The organism is Caulobacter sp. LjRoot300, assembly GCF_964253875.1.
In the GTDB taxonomy this organism is placed as follows: Bacteria; Pseudomonadota; Alphaproteobacteria; order Caulobacterales; family Caulobacteraceae; genus Caulobacter.
Genome location: NZ_CAXUSA020000003.1, coordinates 613,572 through 635,472, shown reverse-complemented (window position 1 = coordinate 635,472; position 21,901 = coordinate 613,572). Strand labels below are relative to the sequence as shown.

At 68.8% G+C, this 21,901-nt stretch carries 24 protein-coding genes and 1 pseudogene; 8 read left to right on the top strand and 17 right to left on the bottom strand.

All coding sequences use genetic code 11. From position 1 onward, the window contains the following. Nucleotides 1-10 precede the first annotated feature (10 nt). The 7 genes from hfq to dusB form a co-directional block, all read right to left on the bottom strand. Complete coding sequence (hfq, locus tag ACSQ2G_RS13165; RefSeq protein WP_012286640.1) at nucleotides 11-259, bottom strand: RNA chaperone Hfq; 249 nt, start codon at nucleotides 257-259, stop codon at nucleotides 11-13. 136 nt (nucleotides 260-395) lie between these two features. After that, complete coding sequence (locus ACSQ2G_RS13160) at nucleotides 396-1,259, bottom strand: D-amino-acid transaminase (RefSeq protein WP_436031487.1); 864 nt, start codon at nucleotides 1,257-1,259, stop codon at nucleotides 396-398. An 87-nt stretch (nucleotides 1,260-1,346) separates the two neighbouring features. Continuing rightward, nucleotides 1,347-2,735: a nitrogen assimilation response regulator NtrX gene (gene ntrX, locus ACSQ2G_RS13155; protein WP_436031485.1), complete on the bottom strand. Its 1,389-nt coding sequence runs from the start codon at nucleotides 2,733-2,735 to the stop codon at nucleotides 1,347-1,349. Next, on the bottom strand, nucleotides 2,732-4,975 hold the full coding sequence (locus tag ACSQ2G_RS13150) for an ATP-binding protein (protein WP_436031483.1): 2,244 nt from the start codon (nucleotides 4,973-4,975) through the stop codon (nucleotides 2,732-2,734). The genes ntrX and ACSQ2G_RS13150 overlap by 4 nt, the downstream gene beginning before the upstream one ends. A gap of 205 nt (nucleotides 4,976-5,180) precedes the next feature. Further along, on the bottom strand, nucleotides 5,181-6,602 hold the full coding sequence (ntrC, locus tag ACSQ2G_RS13145) for a nitrogen regulation protein NR(I) (protein ID WP_436031481.1): 1,422 nt from the start codon (nucleotides 6,600-6,602) through the stop codon (nucleotides 5,181-5,183). Beyond that, nucleotides 6,599-7,729, bottom strand: coding sequence for a two-component system sensor histidine kinase NtrB (locus tag ACSQ2G_RS13140; RefSeq protein ID WP_310078771.1), 1,131 nt, complete (start codon nucleotides 7,727-7,729; stop codon nucleotides 6,599-6,601). The genes ntrC and ACSQ2G_RS13140 overlap by 4 nt, the downstream gene beginning before the upstream one ends. Continuing rightward, nucleotides 7,726-8,733 carry a tRNA dihydrouridine synthase DusB gene (gene dusB / locus ACSQ2G_RS13135; protein WP_436031478.1) on the bottom strand — a complete coding sequence of 336 codons (1,008 nt, stop codon included), beginning with the start codon at nucleotides 8,731-8,733 and terminating at the stop codon, nucleotides 7,726-7,728. The genes ACSQ2G_RS13140 and dusB overlap by 4 nt, the downstream gene beginning before the upstream one ends. A 98-nt stretch (nucleotides 8,734-8,831) precedes the next feature. On the opposite strand from dusB, the gene ACSQ2G_RS13130 reads away from it, so the two are divergent. The 4 genes and pseudogenes from ACSQ2G_RS13130 to ACSQ2G_RS13115 form a co-directional block, all read left to right on the top strand. After that, entirely contained in the window at nucleotides 8,832-9,998 is a 1,167-nt protein-coding gene (locus ACSQ2G_RS13130; protein ID WP_436031476.1) for a bifunctional 2-C-methyl-D-erythritol 4-phosphate cytidylyltransferase/2-C-methyl-D-erythritol 2,4-cyclodiphosphate synthase, read from the top strand. Between the two features lie 35 nt (nucleotides 9,999-10,033). After that, nucleotides 10,034-10,525, top strand: coding sequence for a CinA family protein (locus ACSQ2G_RS13125; RefSeq protein WP_436031474.1), 492 nt, complete (start codon nucleotides 10,034-10,036; stop codon nucleotides 10,523-10,525). Beyond that, complete coding sequence (locus tag ACSQ2G_RS13120; protein WP_436031472.1) at nucleotides 10,526-11,641, top strand: FUSC family protein; 1,116 nt, start codon at nucleotides 10,526-10,528, stop codon at nucleotides 11,639-11,641. 7 nt (nucleotides 11,642-11,648) lie between these two features. Then, nucleotides 11,649-11,770: pseudogene (locus ACSQ2G_RS13115) on the top strand (hypothetical protein); the annotation flags it as partial. Nucleotides 11,771-11,773: 3 nt separating this feature from the next. Here ACSQ2G_RS13115 and ACSQ2G_RS13110 read toward each other — a convergent pair. Beyond that, nucleotides 11,774-12,169: a DUF6165 family protein gene (locus ACSQ2G_RS13110; protein WP_436031470.1), complete on the bottom strand. Its 396-nt coding sequence runs from the start codon at nucleotides 12,167-12,169 to the stop codon at nucleotides 11,774-11,776. Further along, complete coding sequence (locus ACSQ2G_RS13105; RefSeq protein WP_436031468.1) at nucleotides 12,170-13,156, bottom strand: glycosyltransferase family 9 protein; 987 nt, start codon at nucleotides 13,154-13,156, stop codon at nucleotides 12,170-12,172. It lies immediately after the preceding gene. A gap of 97 nt (nucleotides 13,157-13,253) precedes the next feature. Between ACSQ2G_RS13105 and ACSQ2G_RS13100 the strand changes: the two genes are divergently transcribed. Genes ACSQ2G_RS13100 through ACSQ2G_RS13090 form a run of 3 tightly spaced genes read left to right on the top strand, consistent with a single transcriptional unit; the run spans nucleotide 13,254 to nucleotide 15,141 of the window. Further along, nucleotides 13,254-13,814 (top strand): TetR/AcrR family transcriptional regulator, encoded by a 561-nt coding sequence (locus ACSQ2G_RS13100; protein ID WP_310078780.1) that lies wholly within the window; start codon nucleotides 13,254-13,256, stop codon nucleotides 13,812-13,814. Between the two features lie 16 nt (nucleotides 13,815-13,830). Continuing rightward, a complete protein-coding gene (locus ACSQ2G_RS13095) occupies nucleotides 13,831-14,616 on the top strand; it encodes a lysophospholipid acyltransferase family protein (RefSeq protein ID WP_436031466.1) in 786 nt (261 codons plus the stop codon). Nucleotides 14,617-14,628: 12 nt separating this feature from the next. Continuing rightward, nucleotides 14,629-15,141: a CDP-alcohol phosphatidyltransferase family protein gene (locus ACSQ2G_RS13090; protein WP_436031464.1), complete on the top strand. Its 513-nt coding sequence runs from the start codon at nucleotides 14,629-14,631 to the stop codon at nucleotides 15,139-15,141. A 16-nt stretch (nucleotides 15,142-15,157) separates the two neighbouring features. Here the strand turns inward: ACSQ2G_RS13090 and ACSQ2G_RS13085 are convergent, their stop codons facing one another. Next, entirely contained in the window at nucleotides 15,158-15,358 is a 201-nt protein-coding gene (locus ACSQ2G_RS13085; RefSeq protein WP_436031463.1) for a hypothetical protein, read from the bottom strand. 145 nt (nucleotides 15,359-15,503) lie between these two features. Between ACSQ2G_RS13085 and ACSQ2G_RS13080 the strand changes: the two genes are divergently transcribed. Beyond that, on the top strand, nucleotides 15,504-16,823 hold the full coding sequence (locus ACSQ2G_RS13080) for a hypothetical protein (RefSeq protein WP_436031461.1): 1,320 nt from the start codon (nucleotides 15,504-15,506) through the stop codon (nucleotides 16,821-16,823). A gap of 7 nt (nucleotides 16,824-16,830) precedes the next feature. Here ACSQ2G_RS13080 and ACSQ2G_RS13075 read toward each other — a convergent pair whose 3' ends face one another. The 7 genes from ACSQ2G_RS13075 to ACSQ2G_RS13045 form a co-directional block, all read right to left on the bottom strand. Continuing rightward, nucleotides 16,831-17,223 carry a HesB/IscA family protein gene (locus ACSQ2G_RS13075; RefSeq protein ID WP_436031459.1) on the bottom strand — a complete coding sequence of 131 codons (393 nt, stop codon included), beginning with the start codon at nucleotides 17,221-17,223 and terminating at the stop codon, nucleotides 16,831-16,833. Nucleotides 17,224-17,342: 119 nt separating this feature from the next. Then, nucleotides 17,343-17,711 (bottom strand): SUF system Fe-S cluster assembly protein, encoded by a 369-nt coding sequence (locus ACSQ2G_RS13070; protein WP_436031457.1) that lies wholly within the window; start codon nucleotides 17,709-17,711, stop codon nucleotides 17,343-17,345. Nucleotides 17,712-17,716: 5 nt separating this feature from the next. After that, complete coding sequence (locus ACSQ2G_RS13065) at nucleotides 17,717-18,934, bottom strand: aminotransferase class V-fold PLP-dependent enzyme (RefSeq protein ID WP_436031972.1); 1,218 nt, start codon at nucleotides 18,932-18,934, stop codon at nucleotides 17,717-17,719. Then, on the bottom strand, nucleotides 18,931-20,091 hold the full coding sequence (gene sufD, locus ACSQ2G_RS13060; RefSeq protein WP_436031456.1) for a Fe-S cluster assembly protein SufD: 1,161 nt from the start codon (nucleotides 20,089-20,091) through the stop codon (nucleotides 18,931-18,933). The genes ACSQ2G_RS13065 and sufD overlap by 4 nt, the downstream gene beginning before the upstream one ends. 127 nt (nucleotides 20,092-20,218) lie before the next feature. Further along, entirely contained in the window at nucleotides 20,219-20,965 is a 747-nt protein-coding gene (sufC, locus tag ACSQ2G_RS13055; RefSeq protein WP_436031970.1) for a Fe-S cluster assembly ATPase SufC, read from the bottom strand. 79 nt (nucleotides 20,966-21,044) lie between these two features. Next, nucleotides 21,045-21,458: a hypothetical protein gene (locus tag ACSQ2G_RS13050; RefSeq protein ID WP_436031454.1), complete on the bottom strand. Its 414-nt coding sequence runs from the start codon at nucleotides 21,456-21,458 to the stop codon at nucleotides 21,045-21,047. A 36-nt stretch (nucleotides 21,459-21,494) separates the two neighbouring features. After that, complete coding sequence (locus ACSQ2G_RS13045; protein ID WP_436031452.1) at nucleotides 21,495-21,797, bottom strand: hypothetical protein; 303 nt, start codon at nucleotides 21,795-21,797, stop codon at nucleotides 21,495-21,497. Nucleotides 21,798-21,901: the final 104 nt, after the last annotated feature.

Sequence of the window (21,901 nt, the reverse complement as noted above, 5' to 3'; positions counted from 1 at the left end):
ACGTTAGGAATCAGTCGTCTTGATCAGCGCTTGGCTCGTACAGCTGCACGGGCTGGGCCGGCATGATCGTCGAAATGGCGTGCTTGTAGACCAGCTGGGACTGGCCGTCGCGGCGGAGCAGGACGCAGAAATTGTCGAACCAGCTGACAACGCCCTGCAGCTTCACGCCGTTCACCAGGAAGATGGTCAGCGGCGTCTTCGACTTGCGCACGCTGTTCAGGAAGGTGTCCTGAAGGTTTTGTTTTTTCTCGGTCGACATGGGGATTCCCCTCTTATTGTTTCGGAGGGCCACACGCCCCCCACACAAACAAGGTCAGACTAAAGCATTTTTCGCCGGTTGGTATGACCAATCAGCAAAGAAACCGCGCCAAGGTTCGAAACCTGGTTCTTGCGGCCTAGATCGCGGCGGCCTTGGCGCGCTCGATATAGAGACGTCGAAGCCGCGTCGCCACCGGCCCGGGCTTTCCGTCGCCGATTTGCGCCCCGTCGACGCTGACGATCGGCAGCACCAGCGTGCCGGCGCCCGTGATGAAGGCCTCGCGCGCGGCCTTGGCCTCCTCCACCGTGAACGGCTGCTCGGCCACCGGCAGGCCGGCCTCGGCGATCACTTCCAGCAGGCTGGAGCGGGTGATGCCGCGCAGGATGTTGGCCTGGGTGTCGCGGGTGCGCAGGCGGCCTTCGGCGTCGACGATCCAGGCGTTGGACGAGGCGCCTTCGGTGACCAGGCCCAACTCGTCGACGAACCAGGCCTCGACCGCCCCGTGCTCGCGAGCGACCTGCTTGGCCAGGGCGTTGGGCAGCAGGCCGATCGACTTGATGTCGCAGCGGCCCCAGCGGGTCTCCGGCACGGTGACGACCGACTGGCCCTTGGCGGCCTTGGCCTCGGCGGCGGCGCGGTCGACGCTCTTGGCGGTGATCACCACGGCCGGCGGCACGGCGGGATTGGGGAAGGCGTGGTCGCGCGGGGCGACTCCGCGGGTGACCTGCAGATAGACCAGGCCCTCGCGCACCTTGTTGCGGCGGATGGCCTCGCGCAGCACCACGGTCAGGGCTTTCTCGCTCATCGGATGGACGATGCGCAGTTCGTCCAGGCTGCGCCACAGCCGCGTGAAGTGCCCGGCCGCGTCGGCCAGCTTGCCCCCGAACACCGCCCACACCTCATAGACGCCGTCGGCCAGCTGGTAGCCGCGGTCCTCGATATGCACGGCGGCCTCGCCGTGGCGGACAAAGCGGCCGTTGACGTAGGCGAAACGCGACATGGCTTGAATTCCCTTCCGGACGCCCATCCAAGCGCCAACACACTCAAACCGCTCGTTCCGGCGTTCGCCGGGATGAGCGGAGTTTTGCTACTCTTCCTCTTCCACCCGGGCGCCGGCGACGCCGAGGGATTTCAATTTTCGGTGCAGGGCCGAGCGCTCCATGCCGATGAAGTTGGCGGTGCGCGAGATGTTGCCGCCGAACCGCAGGATCTGGGCGTTGAGATATTCCCGCTCGAACAGCTCGCGGGCCTCGCGCAGCGGCAGGGCGATGATCCGCTCGGCCCCGATCGCCCCGGCGTTGCCGCCGGTCGGCTGTTCGTTGGCGTTCAGCATCTCGGCGGTGATCAGGTCGCCCGGTTCGCCCGAGGCCAGGATCAGCATCCGCTCGACGTTGTTGCGCAACTGGCGAACATTGCCCGGCCAGGCTTGCACCTGCAGCGTGGCCAGGGCGTCTTCGCCCAACCGCCGCCGCTGCATGCCCGTGGCCTCGGCGATGCGGTCGACGAAATAGCTGATCAGCTCGGGGATGTCCTCGCGGCGCTCGGAAAGCCCCGGCACCCGCACCGGCACCACGTTGAGACGATGGAACAGGTCCTCACGGAACCGCCCGGCCGCGATCTCGTCGCGCAGTTCGCGCGAGGTCGAGGAGATCACCCGCACGTCGACCTGGACGTCACTGTCGCCGCCCACCCGGCGGAAGCGCTGTTCGACCAGCACCCGCAGGATGCGGCTCTGGGTCTCGCGCGGCATGTCGGCCACTTCGTCGAGATAGAGCGTGCCGCCGTGGGCGCGTTCGAACACCCCGATCTTGCGCGTCCGGCCGTTCTCGCCCTCCTCGCCGAACAGCTCGACGTCCAGGCGTTCGGGGGCCATGCCGGCGGCGCTGACCGCGACGAACTCGGCCCGGGCCCGGGCGCTTGAGCCATGGATCAAGCGGGCCACCAGTTCCTTGCCCGAGCCGGGCGGGCCCGAGACCAGCACCCGGCTGTTGGCCGGGGCGACCTTGGCGATCAGCTGGCGCAGGGCCTGGGCCGCCGCCGACTTGCCCATCAGGCCGTCGGAGCTGAAGCTCTGCACCCGCAGGCGGCGGTTCTCGCGCTTGAGGTTGGCCGCTTCCAGGGCCCGCTCGACCACCAACAGCAGGCGATCGGACTTGAACGGCTTTTCCAGGAACTCGTAGGCCCCTCGCTTGATGGCGCTGACGGCGGTTTCGATGTTGCCGTGGCCCGAGATCATGATCACCGGCAGGTCGGGGTCCAGGGCCTTGACCATGTCGAGCAGCTCCAGCCCGTCCATGCCGCCGCCCTGCATCCAGATGTCCAGCACCAGCAAGGCGGGCTTGCGGGCCCGCAAGGCGGCCAGGGCCTGGTCGGAGTCGGCCGCCACCCGCACCGCGTAGCCCTCATCCTCCAGGATGCCGGCCACCAGTTCGCGGATGTCGACCTCGTCGTCGACCACAAGCACGTCAGCGCTCATATCATCTCCTCTACGCCGTTCTGGGCGTTGGCGGCGGCGAGCCGCGCGGTCGTGGGGAACTTCAGGATGACCCGGGCGCCGGTTCCGTTCAGCGCGTCGGTCAGGACCAGTTCGCCTTCGTGGTCCTCCATGATCCGCTTGACGATCGCCAGCCCGAGGCCGGTGCCCTTCTCGCGGGTCGTGACATAGGGTTCGGTCAGCCGGTCGCGGTCGCGGGTCGGCAGGCCCACGCCGTTGTCCTCGATGACGATGCACAGGTGCTCGTCGTCCGACACCAGGCTGGCGACGATGCGGCCCGGCGGTTCCGGCGAGGTCTGGCGACGGGCGCCGACCGCCTCGCCGGCGTTCTTGAGGATGTTGGTCAGGGCCTGGCCGACCATTCGCGCGTCGCAGCTGATCCACACCTCGTCGCCGGGCTCCTCCAGCGCCACCTCGGTCTCGGCGTCGACGAAGCGCTGGGCGAACACCGCCTGGCGCAGCATCTCGGTCAGGTCGGCCGGGGCGAAGCGCGGGGCGGGCATCCGGGCGAAGGCCGAGAACTCGTCGACCATCCGACCGATGTCGCCGACCTGGCGGATGATGGTCTCGGTGCAGCGGTCGAAGGTGTCCAGGTCGCTGGTGATGTCCTTGCGGTACTTGCGGCGGATCCGTTCGGCCGACAGCTGGATGGGGGTCAGCGGGTTCTTGATCTCGTGGGCGATGCGCCGGGCGACGTCCTTCCAGGCGGCGTTGCGTTGGGCGGCCATCAGGCGGGTGATGTCGTCGAAGGTCAGCACCAGGGTCTCGGCCGCCTGGCCCGCGCCGCGGAAGCGCAGCCGCCGCGTCTCGCCGCCGCGCATCACGTCGATCTCGACCTCGGCGTTGGGGCGGCCGCCGCTGATCTCCTGGATCACGGTCTCCAGTTCCGGCGCGACCTCGACCAGGGGCTGGCCCACGGCGCTCTCGTCCAGGGCCAGCAGGTCGCCGGCCCGGCGGTTGAGGGCGGTGATCCGCCCCCCGGCGTCCAGGCCCACCACGCCGGCGCTGACGCCCGACAGCACGGTCTCGATGAACTGGCGGCGCGACTCGGCGTCGAGGCTGGCCACGCGCAGCGCCGCCTGCTGGGCCTGCAGATCGGTGGTCATCATGTTGAACGCCACCGACAGGGCGCGGATCTCCTCGGGGCCGGCCTCGACATCGACCCGGGCGTTCAGGTCGCCGGCCGACACCCGACCCGCCGCCTGCACCAGGCCGGAGACGGGGGCGGCGATCGAGTTGGCGGCGGCGATGCCCACCCAGACGGCCGCGACCAGCACCAGCAACGCGGTCTCGATGTAGCTGAGGCCGAAGATCACCTGGATTCGATCCTGGTTCTTGGCCGCCTCGCGGTAAGAGATCAGCGATTCCTCGGACTCGATCAGGTGGGCCAGGATGCCCTTGTCGATCGGCCGAGCGACATAGAGATAGGCGTCGGGGAAGGCCTTGAGGCGGTAGAGCGCCCGGAACAGGTCTTCCTCGACGAAGCGCTGGGTAGGGATCTCGCCGGTGTCGGTCCATTTAAAGCTGGATGGCGGCGGAGCCAGGAACGGCGGAGCCCTGTCGGACTCAGCGCGGGCCAGAATGCGGCCGTCGCGGTCCAGCACATAGGCGGCCGAGAAGCCGTTCTCCTCCATGTGCTCCTTCATGTAGTGCCCGAAAGCGACGGGGGAATCGGCGAGGGTCGGGGCGGCCAGGTTCAGCACGCCGGCCATCGGCCCGACGTGCTGGCTGATGTAATCCGTCTGCTCGCTGACATAGGAGCGGGCCACGGTCGCCGAGTTCTCGACCACGGTGCGCACGCGCTCGCTGAACCAGGCGTCGACGCCGCGGTTGACCAGCACGCCAAAGAACAGGGCCACGATCACGGCGGGGGCCACGGCGGCCACCGAGAACAGGCCGACGAACCGCAGGTGCAGGCGCGCGCCGGCGTCGCTGGCCCGGGCGTCCACCAGATCCAGCAGCCGCCAGCCGACGATGCCGGCGATGCAGAGAATCAGGGCCAGGTTGAAGCCGAGAACCACGAGAATGACCGTGGTGGCCGGACCGATCGGTCCGGTGGCGGGCGGCGACGAGGCCAGGAACACCGCCGTGGCCGTCAGGGCGATGGCCAGGCCGTAGGCGCCGCCGAGCGTGAAGCGCGACCGCAGCAGTTCGCGCCACCAGGCCCGGCTGAAGCGGGTCGGCGGTCCTTCAAGCTCCAGCACGGATGGAACGGACGCCATTGACCAAGTTTAAGGGGGACTGTGCCCCAAACTCAACAGGCATGTGCCAATTAAGCGTCAGCGGTGGCCAACGGCCGCCGATGACGCCAGCAGCGGGTGTCATCCCGGACAAGCGCGCAGCGCGCCGATCCGGGACCGCCGGACGCGCGCGCTTCGCGCGACCCGAGGGCTCGGGATGACAACCCGTTTGGGTTCGGAAGAACGATCAGCGCCGGCCGCGCGTCATCTCAACGCCCAGGTCCTGGATCTTCTTGCGCAGGGTGTTGCGGTTGAGGCCCAGGATCTCGGCGGCGCGCACCTGGTTGCCGCGGGTGGCCGAAAGGGTCAGCTGGATCAGCGGACGCTCGACTTCCTGCAGCACCCGGTCATAGAGGCCGGCGGCCGGCACGCCGTCGGGCTGGTCGGCGAAGTGCGACGACAGGTGGCGCTCGACCAGGCTGGCCAGGGTGACCGGCCCTTCGTCGGCGTGGGCCGCCGGGGTATGGTCCTGCAGTTCGCGGTCGACGATCCGGGCGGTGATCAGCTCCTCGGCGTAGAGGGCGCACATCCGCCGGACCAGGTTCTCCAGCTCGCGCACATTGCCGGGCCAGGCGTGGCTCTTCATGCGGTCCAGGGCGCTCTGGTCGATGGTCTTGGCCGGCAGGCCCTCGCGGTTGGCGCGCAGCAGGAAGGTGCGGGCCAGGTCCGGGATGTCCTCGGTGCGGTCGCGCAGCGGCGGCAGGCGCACGGGCGCGACGTTGAGGCGGAAGAACAGGTCTTCGCGGAACAGGCCCTGCTGGATCAGCCCGCGCAGATCGCGGTTGGTTGCGGCGATGATCCGCACGTTGGGGCGGCGGCCGGTCTTGGGGTTGAGCACCGGCTCGGTGCCGTCGATCACTCGCAGCAGGCGCGTCTGGGCGTCCAGCGGCATGTCGCCGATCTCGTCGAGGAACAGGGTGCCGCCGTCGGCCTCGATCAGCCGGCCCTGGTCGCCCTCCCCGCGTCCGAACAGCTCGGTCTCGACCCGCTCGCGCGGCACGGCCGCCAGGTTGATGACCACGAACTTGCCGTCGCGGCGACGGCCCAGCTCGTGCAGGGCGCGGGCCACCAGCTCCTTGCCGGTGCCGCTTTCGCCGAGGATCAGCACAGTCAGGTCGGCGCCGACCAGGCGGGCGATCGTGCGATAGACCTCCTGCATCGGGGCTGAGCGGCCGATCAGCGGCAGGCGCTCGTCGCGCATCGCCCGGGCCTGGGCCTTGGATGCCTCGGCGTCGGCCGGCCGCGACAGGGCCCGCCGAGCGGCGGCGGTGACGTCGTCGAGGTCGAAGGGCTTGGAGATGTATTCGAAGGCGCCCGCGTCGGCGGCGTTGACCGCGGTCAGCAGCGTGTTCTGGGCGCTCATCACGATGATCGGCAGCTTGGGCCGTTCCTTGCGGATGCGCGGCAGCACGTCGAAGACATTCTCGTCGGGCATCATCACGTCGGTGACGATCAGGTCGCCCTCGCCGTCCGTCACCCATTTCAGCAGGGTGGTGGCGTTGCCGGTCGCGCGCACCTGATAGCCCAGTCGGGTGAAGGCCTGGCTGAGCACCAGCCGCACCGAACTGTCGTCGTCGGCGATCAGGATCTTCTTGCTGGCGGCGTTCATGCGTGGGCGTCTCCAGTGGAGGGGGCAAGCTTTCCGGTGGCCATGGGCAGCAGCACGCGGAACACCGTGCGGCCGGGCTCGGATTCGAAGTCGATCAGGCCGCCGTGGCTGGTCACCAGCTTGGTGACCAGGGCCAGGCCCAGGCCCGTGCCGTTGGCCTTGGTGGTGACGAACGGCTGGAACAGGTGGTCGCGCAGGCTGGCGGGCACGCCCGGGCCGTTGTCCTGCACGCGGATCTCGATCGGCGCGCCGGCGGTGGCCTTGCCGTCGGCCCCGCGCACCCGCACGCCGGGCCGCCAGGCGGTGTGGATCGACAGGATGCCCTGGCCGTCGCCCCGCATGTGAGCGGCCTCGGCGGCGTTCTTGACCAGGTTCAGGAACACCTGGATCAGGTGGTCCTCGTCGCCCCAGACGTCCGGCAGCGACGGGTCGTAGTGCTCCTGCAGCGCCAGGCCGTCGGCGACGCCGTTGACCACCAGGGCCCGGACGCGATCCAGAACCTGGTGGATGTTGACCGCCTCGCGCGGGCCCGGGACCTCGTCGGAGAACGCCTCCATGCGGTCGACCAGGCGGCGGATGCGGTCGGTCTCGTCGACGATCAGCTGGGCCAGGGGCTGGTCGGCGGCGCTGGCCCCGGTCTTCAGCAACTGGGCCGCGCCGCGGATGCCGGCCAGCGGGTTCTTGATCTCGTGGGCCAGCATGCGGCCCAGGCCCACCACCGAACGCAGGCCTGCGGCGTCCGAAGCCCGCTCGACGCCCAGCACGCCCTTGACGTGCAGGGTCATCAGCACCGAGCCGTCGCCCAAGGGCGCGGCGGCGCCGTCGGCCTCGAACGGCGGCTGGCCGAACAGATTGACCTCGACCCCGTGCTCGCGGACCAGGGCCCCTTCGAACAGGGCGCGGTCCATCATCGACACCAGCACCGAGCCCGGCGGCAGGGCGGCGCGGAACCGGCCTTTCGCCAACAGGGCCAGGCCTTGGCCGAATAGCGCCTCGGCCGCCTCGTTGACGGCGACCAGCGCGCCCTCGTGGTCGACGACCAGGGCGGGTTCGGGGCTGAGGTCGAAGGCGGCGACCTTCAGGCCGTCGGCGACCTTGGCGGAAACGGCGCGGGCGTGATCGCTCATGCGGCCAGCCTCCGGTTGTCCAGCCACAGGGCGGCCAGACCGTCCTCGATGGCGGAGGGATCCTCCAGCCGGCACAGGGCGGCGCGGGCGGCGCGGCGGGCCTCCTCGCCGTCCGGCCAAGGCGCGGCTTCGATGTAGGAGGCCAAGTGCTTGCGGAACATCTTCAGGCCCAGGTTCTGGCCGTAGAAGTTCAGGCTGCGGCGGAAATGGGTGATGGCGATGGCCAGGCGTTCCTCGGCGTCCGGCTCGCGGAAGCCCTCGCCGTTCAGCGCCGCCTCGATGGCCTGGGCGATCCAGGGGCGGCCATAGACGCCGCGCCCGATCATCACCCCGTCGGCGCCGGACTGGTTCAGGGCCGTCCGGGCGGTGTCGCCGTCGACGATGTCGCCATTGACCAGCACCGGGACCGACACCGCCGCCTTGACGGCCGCCACGGCGCTCCAGTCGGCCACGCCCTTGTAGAACTGGCAACGGGTGCGGCCGTGGACGGTGATGGCCTGGGCCCCGGCGTCGACGGCCCGGCGGGCGATGTCGGCGGCGTTGCGGCTGTCGTCGTCCCAGCCCAGGCGCATCTTGACGGTGACCGGCACGTCGACCGCCCTGACGGCGGCGGCGACCAGGGCCTCGGCCAGGTCCGGTTCGCGCATCAGGGCCGAGCCCGAGGCGACGCCGCCGGTGACCATCTTGGAAGGGCAACCGAAGTTCAGGTCGATGATCTGAGCGCCGGCGTCGGCGGCCATTCGCGCGCCCTGCCCCATGAAGGTCGGATCGCGGCCGACCAGCTGGACGACCATCAGCGGCAGGCCCTCGCCCACCGCGGCGCGGCGCACCACGTCGGGACGACCGCGCGCGAACTCGGCGCACGCCACCATCTCGGTCGCCACATAGGCCGCGCCCAGGCGGGCGGCGGTTTCCCTGAAGGGCAGGTCCGAAACGCCCGTCATCGGCGCGATCCATACACGCCCAGGCACTTCGACCTTGCCGACTGTGAGGCCGTTGCTCATTTTCTATGCATCCCCATCGCACTGTTTTTAGGCAATTTGTGCAGCGCCGTAAACCCTTCATTATTGGACAACCGTCGCCTAGCGGCTAAACAGCCACGATGAGCTTCTCCGCCGTCATCGTCGCCGCCGGTTCCGGGACCCGCGCCGGGCCCGGCCAGGCCAAGCAGTGGCGCATGTTGGCGGGCAAGCCAGTGCTGCGCTGGTCGGTCGAGACCTTCATTAACCTAGGCGCGCAAGATGTTGTGATCGTGGCGGATCTGGGCGCGCGTACAACGTTGGATGTCGCGCTGGCGGGTTTGAAGGGCTGGACCACCGTGGCCGGCGGCGCGACTCGCGCGCTCTCGGTGCGGGCCGGCCTGGCCGCCCTAGCCGCTCGCCCGGCCGATGAACCCGTGCTGGTCCACGACGCGGCCCGCCCCTTTCTCGGCGCCGCAACAATCCAAGCGGTGCTGAAGGGTCTGGAGAAGGCCGACGGCGCGATTCCGGCCCTGCCGGTGGCCGATACGCTGAAAAGCGGAGCGGCCGACGGGGCGGTCGTCACCACCCCGCGCGACAATCTCTGGCGCGCCCAGACCCCCCAGGGTTTCCGCCGCGACCGCCTGCTGGCCGCCTACGCCGCCTGGACCGGACCGGGCGAGCCGACCGACGACGGCCAGGTGGTCGAACAGGACGGCGGCCGCGTGGTGGTGGTTCCAGGCGATCCGATGCTGATGAAACTGACCTATCCGGAGGACTTCGCCATGGCTGAAACCTTAGCCGGCCGCGCACGGGTCACCCGCATGGGCCAGGGCTTCGACGCTCACCGCTGGGGGCCCCATCCTGAAGGTAGGGGCGAATCGGTCTGGCTGTGCGGCGTCGAGATCGCTCACACCGAGACCCTGATCGGCCATTCCGACGCCGACGCCGGCCTGCACGCCCTGACCGACGCAATCCTCGGCGCGATCGGCGAGGGCGACATCGGCGACCACTTCCCGCCCACCGACCCACAGTGGAAGGGCGCGTCCTCCGATCGGTTCCTGGCCCACGCGGTCGATCTGGTGCGCCAGCGCGGCGGGACCCTGGTCAATGTCGACGTGACGCTGATCTGCGAGCGGCCGAAGATCAAGCCGCACCGCACGGCCATGCGCGAGCGCCTGGCCCAGATCCTGAACCTGCCGCTGGACCGGGTCAGCGTCAAGGCCACCACCACCGAGGGCATGGGCTTCACCGGCCGCGGCGAAGGCCTGGCCGCCCAGGCCATCGCCGTGGTCGAGACGCCGGCCTAGGTTTCCGCCAAGATAGACCGACGCAGGAGGCTTCCATGTTCCCGCTCGAAATCCAGACCCTGGCCCGCCTGCTGATCGACGAGGCGCGGGAGCGGTCCCTGCGGCTGGTCACGGCCGAAAGCTGCACCGGCGGCCTAGTGGCGGGGGCGATCTGCAACATCTCCGGCGCTTCCGACGTTTTCGAGCGCGGCTTCGTCACCTACACCAACCGCGCCAAGTCCGAGATGCTGGGCGTGCCGGGCGACCTGATCGCCGACCACGGGGCGGTCTCCGAAGTGGTGGCGCGCTGGATGGCCGAGGGCGCGCTGGAGGCCAGCAACGCCCACGTCGCCGTGGCGATCACCGGCGTCGCGGGACCCGGCGGCGGCTCGCCGCTGAAGCCGGTCGGCACGGTGCATTTCGCCGTCGCCCGCGCCAACCGCTCGGTCGTCCATCGCCACGAACTGTTCAACGGCGAGACGCGCGAGGGGGTGCAACTGGCCGCGGTGCGCACCGCGCTGGAGATGCTGCGCGAGGCGGTGGCCTAGATGCCGGAGGCCGCGCCCGGCGATTGGCGACGCTTCGTCGGGCTGGAGCTTTCCCGCGCCGCCCTGGCCAAGGCGGCGGCGCGCCAGACCGAGCTGCGTCACGCGGTCCGGGTGTCGGCGGCCGTCGTGGCGGCCTACGCCCTGGCCACCCTGCTGCGCCTGCCCCAGGGCTACTGGGCGGTGTTCACCGCCGTGATCATCGTCCAGTCCAGCCTGGGCGCGACCATCACCGCCTCGATCGAGCGGCTGATGGGCACGGCCGTCGGCGCCGTCGTCGGAGCCGGGGCGGCCATGCTGCACGCCCGCTGGCCCGAGGCCGGCGGCCCGATCCTGGCGCTGACCGCCGCCTTGCTGGCCTTCCTGGCCGCTGTACGCCCGGCGTTCAAGGTCGCCCCGGTCACCGCCGTGATCATGCTGATCGGCACAACCACGCACATGGACCCGCTGGTCGCCGCCTTCCTGCGGGTGGCCGAGATCACCGTCGGCAGCGTGGTCGGCATCGCCGCCACCCTGTTGATCTTCCCGGCCCGGGCCCACGCCTCGGTGGTCGACAGCACCGACACCGTGGCGGGCCTGCTGGCCGACCTCCTGGAGCACTACGCCCTGAAGCTGAAGGGCGGCGCGACCGACCTGGAGGCCCGCGGCCACTATGACGAGACCCTGAAGGCCCTGTCCAAGCTGCAGACCGCCATGACCGAGGCCGAGCGCGAGAGCGCGAGCCGGCTGAGCGACCATTCGGTCACCGACGCCCTGCCCCGCACCCTGTGGCGGCTGCGCAACGACAGCGTGATGATCGGCCGGGCGCTGCGCGAGGCCTTCCCCTCGCCCGGCCTGGCCCTGCCCTCGGCGGCGATGCTGAACGCCAGCGCCGCGTTCCTGCGGGCCTGCGCGGCCCTGCTGTCGGGCGGTCCGCGTCCTGATCGCCTGGCCTTCGCCGAGGCGCACCAAGCCTTCCAGGCGGCGGTGGAGACCCTGCGGGCCGGGGGCGGCACGCGGGCCCTGGCCTTTGATGACGCGGCCCGGGTGTTCGGCCTGGTGTTCGCGATCGAGAACCTGTTCGGCAACCTCGGCGACTTCGAGGAACGGGTCGAGGAGACGGTCGGCAAGCGGGGATGAGCGGCGAGTGCGCCGTGCGTCCTTCGAGGCTCGCCTGCGGCTCGCACCTCAGGATGAGGAATTCACAGCCAAAACGCTCCTCATCCTGAGGCGCCCGCGCAGCGGGCCTCGAAGGACGCAAGGAAGCTCAGCCTACCCCGCCAGGTAGGGCTTGTAGCTCTTTTCCTCGACGATGTCCGAGCCCGCCAGCAGGTTGATCTGGCGCTTCACGGCGGCGCGGCGGTCGTTGTCGATGTAGACGCGGCGGGCCAGCTCCACGAACTTCTGCCCGAAATCCTGGCGGCGCTCGCAATCGCGCTTGCCGTCCTCGATGTCCCAGAGGGCGGCGTTGATTTCGGTCAGTTCGCTGATCAGGGCCTCCAGCTCGGGCGAATGCTGCAGTTCGCGGGCGGCCGTCTCCTCCAGCAGGGCCAGCTCGGCCTTGACGTTGACCTCCTTGGCCGGGTCGGCGATCCGCAGGGCCTTGACCCGCAGGATGGTGATCTTGTCGATCAGTTCGCCGGCCGAGATGGGCGCGAGGATGGGCATCTAGGAAACTCCGGCGATCAGGCGCTGCAGGGCGGCGTCCACCACATCCAGCGGCAGGGCGGCCATGTCCTGTCCGTAGTCTTCCGCGACCAGCAGCTCAAGACGTCGCGCGGCCGGGCGGAACTTGACGGCCTTGCGACGGTCCTTCTGCAATGACAGCAGGGGCGCGCCACCGGCCGCCAGCATGTGGCCGGGGCCGGCGTCGTTGGCGACCGCGGCGGTCAGGCGGCCGGCCAGGGCGATGGCCAGCAGCGGTCCCTTCACGCCGGGAAAGCCGTCGGTGCGGTCCGCCTCCGGGAACAGAGCCTCGGGGACGGCCTCGCGCGCCGCCTGGGCGTCGGCCGCCTCGTCGGGACCGAAGAAGAACACCGCCTTGCGGCCGGAGGCCTCGATGCGGCGGGCCAGGTCCAGGTAGCGCTCCAGTGGCCAACGCTTGTCCTGGCCGCCGGCCCCGGGCGCCAGGCCGACATAGACCGGACCGCCATAGTGGGCGGTCGGCAGCAGGGCGCGGGCGGCGTTGGCGGCGTCGGGGTCGGTCAGGGCCAGCGGACGCGGCGCGCCGGCGCCGTCCGTGGCCAGGGCCAGCAGCCGAGCCAGGCGCTCGGCCACGGCGACGGGCCAGTCGGGCTTGCGGGCCTGGGCCGCGGCCGAGACGAAGGCGCCCTTGGCGGCCCGGCGGGCCACCAGGCTGCGGCGCAGGTTCTCCTGGGTGTCGATCACCAGGTCGAAGGTCCGCCCGCCGAACGGCTTGACCCACGGCAGGACGTCCAGGGCTGCGTCGCCCGTCGGGCCGTCGGTCAGGATCTCGTCGATATAGCCGGCCACCACGGCCTTCAGCGGCCCGGCGTAGACCGTCTGGCCCTTGGCGGCGCACCAGGTGATCCGCGCCTTCGGAAAGGCGGCGCGCAGGCCCGCGATGAAGGGCAGCTTGATCAGGCCGTCGCCGATCACCTCGCCCATGGAATAGATCAGGATCGACTGGACCATGGCCCGGCTTAGGCCGCGGTCCGCGCAAGGGTCAACGGTGGAGTGGTCGATGTGAGTAATCACTTGCATCCAACGAAACCAATGCTAGAGTTCCACCATGAACGCCAAGCCCCGGATCGAGCGCGCCGCCCTGCAGGTCTTCGTCGACCGCGGCGTCGACGCGGCCACCACCAAGCTGATCGCCGCCAAGGCCGGGGTGTCGGAGGGCGCGATCTATCGCCACTGGAAGAGCAAGGACGAGCTGGCCCTGGGCCTGTTCATGGCCACCCACCGCCGGCTGTCGGACCTGATCACGGTCAACGCCGACATGGCCAAGGGCGTCCAGGCCAAGGCCGCCGCCGTGGTCCGCGCCTATTGCACCGTGGCCGACGAGGACTGGCTGCTGTTCTCGTTCCACCTGCTGCAGCTGCACCACTTCCTGCCCTACTACCAGGAGGACGGCCGCGATCCGGTGACCATGGTCGAGGGGCTGGTCAAGCGGGCGATGATGGAGGCGCAGCTGCCGCCCGGCGATCCGCGCGTCATCGCCGCCATGGCCATCGGCGTGATCACCCAGACCGCCCAGAACAAGGCCTATGGCCGGCTGGGGGACGACGCCCTCTCGGCCCACGCTCCCCTGATGACCGCGGCCGTCCAGGCCGTGCTTTCCGCCCGCTAACAAGGACCAGACCGACATGCGCAGCGCGCTGTTCAACGCCTATTACTGGGTTCTGTCGATCTTCTACGGCCTGTCGGCCGCCCTCTCGGCCCTGCTTCCGGGCCGCCAGCCGATCGCCTTCGCCCTGCGACTCTACAGCCAGCGGATGATCTGGGCGCTGCGCGTCTTCGCCGGCGTAAGGATCGAGCTGAAGGGCCAGGAGAACCTGCCGCAGGGCGCCTTCATCATCGCCGCCAAGCACCACAGCTGGGGCGACGGCTTCGTGATGTTCGCCAATGTCAACAACCTGTCGTTCGTGACCGGCGACCACCTGGAGCGCTTCCCGCTAGTCGGGGCGATCCTCAAGAAGTTCGGGGCGATCGTCGTCGACAGCTGCGGTGGGCCCGAAGCCCGTAAGGCCCTGTCCACCAGCGCCGCCCAGGTCGCCGCCGAGGGCCGCCGCATCCTGATCTACCCCGAGGGTCACCTGGCCGCGCCGGGCGAGCGGTTTCGCTACCGCACCGGCGTCTATCACATGAGCCAGGACTTCAACCTGCCGGTCGTGCCGGTGGCGACGAACCTGGGCTGCTTCTGGCGGCAGACCGACAAGAAGAAGACGGCCGGCACGGCCACGGTCGAGTTCCTGCCGCCCCTGCCCCAGGGCCTGTCGAAGGCGCAGTTCATGGCCCGGATCGAAGAGGTCATCGAGACCCGCACCAACCAGTTGATCGCCCAGGCGCGCGGCGAGCCGGTCAAACCGTCGGTGCTGGTGGAGTGGAACGGGCGCAAGAACGTGGCGGCCGGCGCGCCGCAAACCGCCTGAACTCGCCGGGGCATGGTCGCCAACCTCGTCACCCTCGTGCGTATCCTGCTGCTGCCGGTGCTGGCGGCGGCGATCCTGGCGGGGCACGGCTGGACGGCCCTGGCGCTGTTTCTCGCGGCGGGGGCCACCGATATCCTCGATGGTCAGCTCGCGCGCCGGCTCGGCCAGACCTCAACCCTCGGCGCCATGCTGGACCTGCTGGCCGACCGGCTGCTGACCTTGACCAGCCTGGGAGCTCTGATCGCCACCGGCGCGTTCGCCGGGGCCTGGGTCGTCGCGCCCCTGGTCCTGATCGCCCGCAACTTCGCGGTCGCGGGCCTGCAGCAGGCGCTTCCGGACGGCGACTTCGACTTGGCCGCGGTCGAATATCCGAAGATCGCCCTGAACTTCCTGGGAGTGGCGCTGCTTCTGGCCCCGATCGGCGCCACCAACGCCGGCCTGTGGGCGATCGCGGCCAGCGCCGCGCTGTCGACGGCCAGCGTGGCGATCTACGTGCGTCGGGCCCTGCCCGCCTTCCGCGACTGACGCGGCCGGCGGCGGTTCAAAGCTCTACCGGACACTCCGCCGGCACGGGCACGAACGTCCCGTCCTCACGACGCTGGTCGAAATGCTTCGTCGCGCAGCCTGTCGAGCACAGGATCCCGGCGTCCGACCAGTACAGCGGAGCCTGGTCCTCGTGGCGGAAGGCCGGCGCGCCCCAGGCCAGGCCGCATTCCAGGCAGACAGGGGTCTTGGCCAGCATCAGTCTTCGAACTCCATTGATGCGCGCGACGCGGCCGGTGACGATGGCCTGATCACACTCTATCACCCTCGCGTGAGTGTCGCGGCTTGATGGCCGAGACAAATCGCGATGCAATGATCCGATCCTCAATATCCTGGACAGCGCGATGAGCAAGCATCCCATCGAGGGTCTGATGAAATGGGTCAGCCGTGACGAATGGGTCGGGCTATATGAGGCGATGCTCGACGCTCACCTGGGTCCGTATTTGGATTCCCTGGACATGGACGAGGACGAACTGGCGACTCTGATCGGCGTCGAGCCGTACAACACGCTCTGGGGTTGCATCTTCGAGGACCTGCTGACTCATGACATGGACGACGGTCGCAACATCGTCGCCGACTACCTGAAACGCCGAGGGCTTCGTGAAACGGCCTCCACCCGGGCCTATATGAACGGTCTCCGCCAGTCCGTGATGAGCCTGTACGAGGTCAGCGACGTACAGCCTGGCGAATCGTTCCTGTTGAGCGACCTGATTCGAGGCGGCGAGTCGGTGCGGGTCAGCGAGCGCTCGGCCTCTCAGCAGATCGGGGCCGGAACCCGACTCGCCGTCCGGGTCGTGCCCCTGCCGACCCGAACGGTGATCGGGGGCGGCGTGCTCCCCTTCGATCTTCAGACCAGCGAAGAGGTGCTGCAGACCTTCGGTCGGATGCGCGAGACCCTGCGGTCCGAGATGATCAAGTCGGTCGCGGACGGCGATGCCGACCTGGTCAAGACGATCGACGCCGCGACCCAGGACGACACCGCCATGCTGGCCCTGCTGGCTCCGATGTTCACCGGCGCTTGGCTGGACCACCGGCTGGACGCCATCCTCGGGCCGAGCATCGAAAGGCTGTCCGAAACCGACGACGACCTTCCGTTCGTCAGTGCCCGCTACCCGTTTCTTCCCCGCGTCACGGTCAAGGCCGTCCGCGCGGCCCTGGACGCCTGTCCCGACCTTCTGCGCGACAGCACCGACGTGTGGAGCTGGATCGACTCGGATGACGCTGAAGATTTCGAGCTTTTGGGAACCGTGGCGATCGACGGCCGCGCCGTGGTGTTCGACCCCGACTCGGTGACCCTCGACGAGAGCTTGCAGGCGATGATCGGTCAGCTGTTGCAAGGCCTGGTCGGCGAGCCGGAAATCCTCACCGAGAGCGTGTTGGACCTCCTGGACGCCGGTGAACTGGATTGGGAGGCCGCGCCGTCTTCCGAAGCGCGGAATGCGATGGTCCAGGCGGAGAACGACGAACTTTATCGCAGCTTGCTGACCCAGCCGATCCCGGTCCTGGGAGGCAAGACGCCGGTCGAGACAGCCAAGACGAAAGCCGGTCGGCGCAAGGTGGCGACCTGGCTAATGCTATTGGAAAACGTCGAATCTGGCCCCGCCGGTCTCTACGACTTCGGCTGGATGTGGGAGCAGTTGGGCGTCTCAGACCTGCGTCGCTGAGCGGTCCTCAGTCAGCAACTTCCGGCGCCGGCTGGATCGTCACGCTCTCGCCGCAGCCGCAGGCGTCGGTTTCGTTCGGGTTGTTGAACACGAACTTCGACGACAGCTTGGTGGTCTCGTAGTCGATGGTGGTGCCGATCAGGAACAGCACCGCCTTGGGGTCGATCAGGATGGTCACGCCCTGGTCCTCGACCACCTCGTCGATCGGCCCCTTCTCGGCGGCGTATTCGAAGATGTATTCCGAGCCCGCGCAGCCGCCGTTCTTCACGCCCACCCGCAACCCGGCATAGGGTTTGTCGGCCCGGTCCATGATCTCCTTGACCCGCGCGGCGGCGGCCGGGGTCAGGGTGACGACCTTGGGACGGGGGCGACGCGGGCGCTGTGAGATCGCGGCTTCCATATCGTGATCCTACTCTAAATCCGCTCATCCCGGCGAATGCCGGGACCCAGATTCATCCGGAGTCTCGGCGGGCTTGACCTGGGTCCCGGCATTCGCCGGGATGAGCGGAATATATAATCCTAGAACATGTTCAGTTGCAGCTTGGCCTCGTCGCTCATCCGCGAGGGGTCCCACGGCGGCTCGAACACCAGGTCGACGTGGCAGGACTTGATGTCCTTGATCTCCATGACCGCGTCGCGCACCCAGCCGGGCATCTCGCCGGCCACCGGGCAGCCCGGCGCGGTCAGGGTCATGTCGATGGCCACGTCCTTGTCGTCGGAGACGTCGACCTTGTAGATCAGGCCCAGCTCGTAGATGTCGACCGGGATTTCGGGATCGAACACCGTCTTCAGCTTCTCGATCAGCTGGTCGGTCAGGCGGTCGAGCTCGGCCTGCGGCAGGGCCGAGGCGGCTTGCAGTTCGGTGGAGGCGGCGGTGTCGTCGGTCATGAGGCTCAACTGAAGAAACTGCGGGCCTTGGCCAGCGCGTTCACGAACGCGTCGGCCTCGTCCAGGGTGTTATATAGGGCGAAAGAAGCGCGAGCGCTCGCGGTCAGGCCGAAACGGGCCATCAGCGGCTCGGCGCAGTGGGTGCCGGCCCGCACGGCCACGCCATAGCGGTCGAGCAACTGAGCCACGTCGTGCGGGTGGGCGCCCTCGACCACGAAGGTCAGCACCGCGCCCTTGCCGGGGGCCGTGCCGAGGATCCGCACGCCGTTGACGCCGGCCAGCTGGTCGACCACCCGCTGGTAGAGGGCGTGCTCGTGGGCCAGGGCGGCGTCGCGGTCGATGCCGTTCAGCCATTCGATGGCCGCGCCCAGGCCGACGGCCTCGAGGATCGCCGGGGTGCCGGCCTCGAACCGGTGCGGCGGGTCGGCGTAGGTGATCCCTTCCAGGGTGACATGGCCGATCATCTCGCCGCCGCCCTGGTAAGGCGGCAGGGCGGCCAGGCGCTCGGCCTTGCCATAGAGCACGCCGATGCCGGTGGGGCCGTAGAGCTTGTGGCCGGAGAACACGTAGAAATCGACGTCCAGAGCCTTCACGTCGACCTTGCTGTGGACGATGGCCTGGCAGCCGTCGAGCAGCACCGGGGCCCCGGCCGCATGGGCCAGGCGGACGATCTCGGCGGCGTCATTGATGGTGCCCAGCACGTTGGACATGTGGCTGATGGCCACCATCCTGGTGCGTTCGCTGAGCAGGCCTTCGTAGGCCTCCATGTCCAGCCGGCCGTCGTCGGTGACCGGGACGAACTTCAGCACCACGCCGTAGCGTTCGCGCAGGAAGTGCCAGGGCACGATGTTGGCGTGATGCTCCATCACCGACAGCACGATCTCGTCGCCGGCCTTCAGGCTCCGCCCGAAGGTGTCGGCGACCAGGTTGACGCCCTCGGTGGCGCTCTTGGTCCAGATGATTTCCGACGGCTCGGCGTTGATGAAGCGCGCCACGGTTTCCCGTGCGTTTTCATAGGCCTGCGTCGTTTCGTTGGCCAGCGTGTGCAGGCCGCGATGGACGTTGGCGTAGCTGGTGCGCGCCAAGCTGGTCATGGCGTCCAGCACCGCGTCCGGCTTCTGGGCGCTGGCGGCGCTGTCCAGATAGACCAGCGGCTTGCCGTTCACCTGGCGGGCCAGGATCGGGAACTGGGCGCGGATCAGTTCGACGTCGAACGCCACTATTCCACCCTCCCCAGCCGCTGGGCCACCCAGGCGGCGGCCACGGCGCGGGCGCCGTCGTGCTCGATGCGCTCCACCACCTCGCCCAGGAAGGCCTGGGTCAGCATGGCGCGGGCCTCGGCCTCGGGGATGCCGCGCTGGCGGGCGTAGAAGATCGCCTCCTCGTCCAGGGCCCCAATGGTGTTGCCGTGGGCGCAGGCGACGTCGTCGGCGAAGATCAGCAGCTCGGGCTTGGCGTCGACCTCGGCCTTGTCCGACAGGATCAGGGCGTGGTGGCCCATGCGGGCGTCGGTCTGGTCGGCGCCGGGCTGGACCACGATCCGCCCCTGGAACACGCCGCGCGCCTGGTCGTCGACGACGCCCTTGGTCAGCTGGCTGGTGATCCCGTCGACGCCGCCGTGGGTGACGACCGTGGTCTGGTCGGCGTGGCGCTGATGGTCGAGGACATAGACGCCATCCAGCCGCACGCCGGCATGGGCGCCGGGGTGGTTGACGCGGGTCTCGATCCGCTGGCGGCGGGCGCCGGCGGTCAGGACGGTCTGGTTGAAGGTCGCGCCGGGGGCGAGATTCACAATCGCCGTCGTTACCGCAAAGGCCTCGGCCGCGTCGTCGGCCACCACGATGCGTTCGAGCTTGGCGCCGTCTTCGAGGAAGATCTCGATCAGGGTGTTGGCGAGGTAGCGATCGCCCCTGCCCTCGTGGCTCTCGAGCAGGACCGCCGAGACGCCGGCCTCGACCACGACGCCGAAGCGCGCATGGTGGGACGTGGCGTCCGTGGCCGATACGAAGCGGACACTGGCGATGTCATTGCCGGTAAACGTGATGATCGAGGCACGCGGTTCGATTGCTTTGTCGGCCGCTAGCGCCGCCATGGGCAGATCGGCAGGATCGTAGGGATTGTCGGGCGTATCATGCTCGGTGAATTCGACAGTCTCGGTGTCTTCGCTCGGCCACCAGTTGGCGCGACCGTTGGCGATCACCAGTTCCACTTCGGTCTGGCCCTTGAACGGGCCGCCAGTCTGGATCGTGTCGAAGAATACCGGCGAGACCGGCGGTACAGTGCGCATCAGGCCGCGCAGGTCGGTCCAGCGCCAGTCCTCGTCGCGCCGCGACGGCAGCTGGGTCAGGTCGCCGGTTTTCAGGGCGGTTGCGGGGGTCATGAGCAGATGCTCCCCCTCTGGGGGAGCTGTCGCGGAGCGACTGAGGGGGTCGGCGCGGCGGTCCCCCTCCGGCCCTCCGGGCCACCTCCCCCAGAGGGGGAGGATTTATCGATCGCGAACCGACGCATCACGCCGCCACCGTGTACTTGTCGTAGCCCTCGGCCTCGAGCTGGTGGGCCAGTTCCGGGCCGCCCGAGGCGACGATGCGGCCGGCGGCCAGCACGTGGACGCGGTCGGGTTTGATGTAGTCGAGCAGGCGCTGGTAGTGGGTGATGACCAACATGCCGCGATCAGGCGCGCGCAGGGCGTTGACGCCCTCGGAGACGATCTTCAGGGCGTCGATATCCAGGCCCGAATCCGTCTCGTCGAGGATCAGGAAGCGAGGCGAAAGCATCGCCATTTGAAAGATTTCCATCCGCTTCTTCTCGCCGCCCGAGAAGCCGACGTTCAGGCCGCGCTTGAGCATGTCGAAGTCGATCTTCAGCGCCGCGGCCTTCTCCTTGGCCAGCTTCAGGAAGGCCGGGGCGGCGATCTCGTCCTCGCCGCGGGCCCGGCGCTGGGCGTTGAGCGCGGTGCGGATGAAGGTCAGGGCCGGCACACCGGGGATCTCCAGCGGATACTGGAACGACAGGAACACCCCCTTGGCGGCCCGTTCGTTGGGCTCCAGGGCCAGCAGGTCCTCGCCGTTCAGGCTGGCCGAGCCTTCGGTGACCTCATAGCCGCCGCGGCCGGTCAGCACGTAGGACAGCGTCGACTTGCCCGCCCCGTTCGGCCCCATGATGGCATGGACCTCGCCCGCCGGCACGTCGAGCGTGACGCCCTTGAGGATGGGTTTGTCGCCGACATTGGCGTGGAGGTTCTGGATGGAGAGCATGGTCATCAAACTCGGTAGCGGCTTTTGATCTTCCGGTCGGTGACACGGAAGGATGCGAAATGGAGGCTGGTACGATCGATCAATCGCAACTCCCCTTCTTCAGTTTGAGCACCAACCCGTCGTCGGATTGGAGCACCATCGTTTTACTTGTCGCGGAGATGCGGGGATCGCTACGCAACACGTCATCGAGACGGTTCTGGGCGGCACGTCTGTCGGCCTCGAAGGGCCAGAGCGCCGGTTCCCATCGCCCGTCGTAGTCATCCTCGACGATCGTCACCCTAAGGTGCTCGCCTTCGACCCGGTAGTCCGCCGCATAGCCGTGCATTTCGCTGATCCAGCCGAGACGGGTGTCATTTTTCGTTAGGCAGGCGACGACCATCTTGCCCGACTTCGCGCCCTTTTCGCGCAAGGCCCACCGCTCGGGCGCAGCTTCGTCGCCGTCGGAGACGGCAATCACTGTCATCGCCAACAGGGACAGCAATAGCCCGATCATTCCTTGCCCTCCCTACTGTCCAACGGTTTCAGCAGCTTAAGCATTGAAAGCCGTGATCTTTTCGAGCGTCTGGATAGCGAACGTGGTTGGCTTGCCGGTCAGGGTCGGCGCTTCCCATTCGTGTTCGGGGCTGTAGCAGGCGAGCTTGAGCAGCGTCGTCAGCAACTCACGCTCGGCGGCGGCGTCGGCATTGCCGCCCGACAGCAGCTTGGCGCTGCGGTCGATCAGCGGTGCCTCGTCGCCATAGGGATTGATCCAAGTCCCGTGCGCCGCCTGGAAGGCCAACTGACGGGCGTATTTGTATTCCTTGTCGTTCAGGCCGAAGCGGACGGGCGTCATCCGGCGCTCCTTTCCAGGCCTATCGTGACAAGGAGGTTCTGGGCGGAAGGCATCTATGGACAGTTCTGAGAATTTAGGGAGCAAGCCACGGCGATTTGCACCGA

Excerpts from the sequence above, each read along its gene's own strand:
- hfq (WP_012286640.1), bottom strand. The coding sequence starts at position 259 with ATGTCGACCGAGAAAAAACAAAACCTTCAGGACACCTTCCTGAACAGC.
- ACSQ2G_RS13160 (WP_436031487.1), bottom strand. The coding sequence starts at position 1,259 with ATGTCGCGTTTCGCCTACGTCAACGGCCGCTTTGTCCGCCACGGCGAG.
- ntrX (WP_436031485.1), bottom strand. The coding sequence starts at position 2,735 with ATGAGCGCTGACGTGCTTGTGGTCGACGACGAGGTCGACATCCGCGAA.
- ACSQ2G_RS13150 (WP_436031483.1), bottom strand. The coding sequence starts at position 4,975 with ATGGCGTCCGTTCCATCCGTGCTGGAGCTTGAAGGACCGCCGACCCGC.
- ntrC (WP_436031481.1), bottom strand. The coding sequence starts at position 6,602 with ATGAACGCCGCCAGCAAGAAGATCCTGATCGCCGACGACGACAGTTCG.
- ACSQ2G_RS13140 (WP_310078771.1), bottom strand. The coding sequence starts at position 7,729 with ATGAGCGATCACGCCCGCGCCGTTTCCGCCAAGGTCGCCGACGGCCTG.
- dusB (WP_436031478.1), bottom strand. The coding sequence starts at position 8,733 with ATGAGCAACGGCCTCACAGTCGGCAAGGTCGAAGTGCCTGGGCGTGTA.
- ACSQ2G_RS13130 (WP_436031476.1), top strand. The coding sequence starts at position 8,832 with ATGAGCTTCTCCGCCGTCATCGTCGCCGCCGGTTCCGGGACCCGCGCC.
- ACSQ2G_RS13125 (WP_436031474.1), top strand. The coding sequence starts at position 10,034 with ATGTTCCCGCTCGAAATCCAGACCCTGGCCCGCCTGCTGATCGACGAG.
- ACSQ2G_RS13120 (WP_436031472.1), top strand. The coding sequence starts at position 10,526 with ATGCCGGAGGCCGCGCCCGGCGATTGGCGACGCTTCGTCGGGCTGGAG.
- ACSQ2G_RS13110 (WP_436031470.1), bottom strand. The coding sequence starts at position 12,169 with ATGCCCATCCTCGCGCCCATCTCGGCCGGCGAACTGATCGACAAGATC.
- ACSQ2G_RS13105 (WP_436031468.1), bottom strand. The coding sequence starts at position 13,156 with ATGGTCCAGTCGATCCTGATCTATTCCATGGGCGAGGTGATCGGCGAC.
- ACSQ2G_RS13100 (WP_310078780.1), top strand. The coding sequence starts at position 13,254 with ATGAACGCCAAGCCCCGGATCGAGCGCGCCGCCCTGCAGGTCTTCGTC.
- ACSQ2G_RS13095 (WP_436031466.1), top strand. The coding sequence starts at position 13,831 with ATGCGCAGCGCGCTGTTCAACGCCTATTACTGGGTTCTGTCGATCTTC.
- ACSQ2G_RS13090 (WP_436031464.1), top strand. The coding sequence starts at position 14,629 with ATGGTCGCCAACCTCGTCACCCTCGTGCGTATCCTGCTGCTGCCGGTG.
- ACSQ2G_RS13085 (WP_436031463.1), bottom strand. The coding sequence starts at position 15,358 with ATGCTGGCCAAGACCCCTGTCTGCCTGGAATGCGGCCTGGCCTGGGGC.
- ACSQ2G_RS13080 (WP_436031461.1), top strand. The coding sequence starts at position 15,504 with ATGAGCAAGCATCCCATCGAGGGTCTGATGAAATGGGTCAGCCGTGAC.
- ACSQ2G_RS13075 (WP_436031459.1), bottom strand. The coding sequence starts at position 17,223 with ATGGAAGCCGCGATCTCACAGCGCCCGCGTCGCCCCCGTCCCAAGGTC.
- ACSQ2G_RS13070 (WP_436031457.1), bottom strand. The coding sequence starts at position 17,711 with ATGACCGACGACACCGCCGCCTCCACCGAACTGCAAGCCGCCTCGGCC.
- sufD (WP_436031456.1), bottom strand. The coding sequence starts at position 20,091 with ATGACCCCCGCAACCGCCCTGAAAACCGGCGACCTGACCCAGCTGCCG.
- sufC (WP_436031970.1), bottom strand. The coding sequence starts at position 20,965 with ATGCTCTCCATCCAGAACCTCCACGCCAATGTCGGCGACAAACCCATC.
- ACSQ2G_RS13050 (WP_436031454.1), bottom strand. The coding sequence starts at position 21,458 with ATGATCGGGCTATTGCTGTCCCTGTTGGCGATGACAGTGATTGCCGTC.
- ACSQ2G_RS13045 (WP_436031452.1), bottom strand. The coding sequence starts at position 21,797 with ATGACGCCCGTCCGCTTCGGCCTGAACGACAAGGAATACAAATACGCC.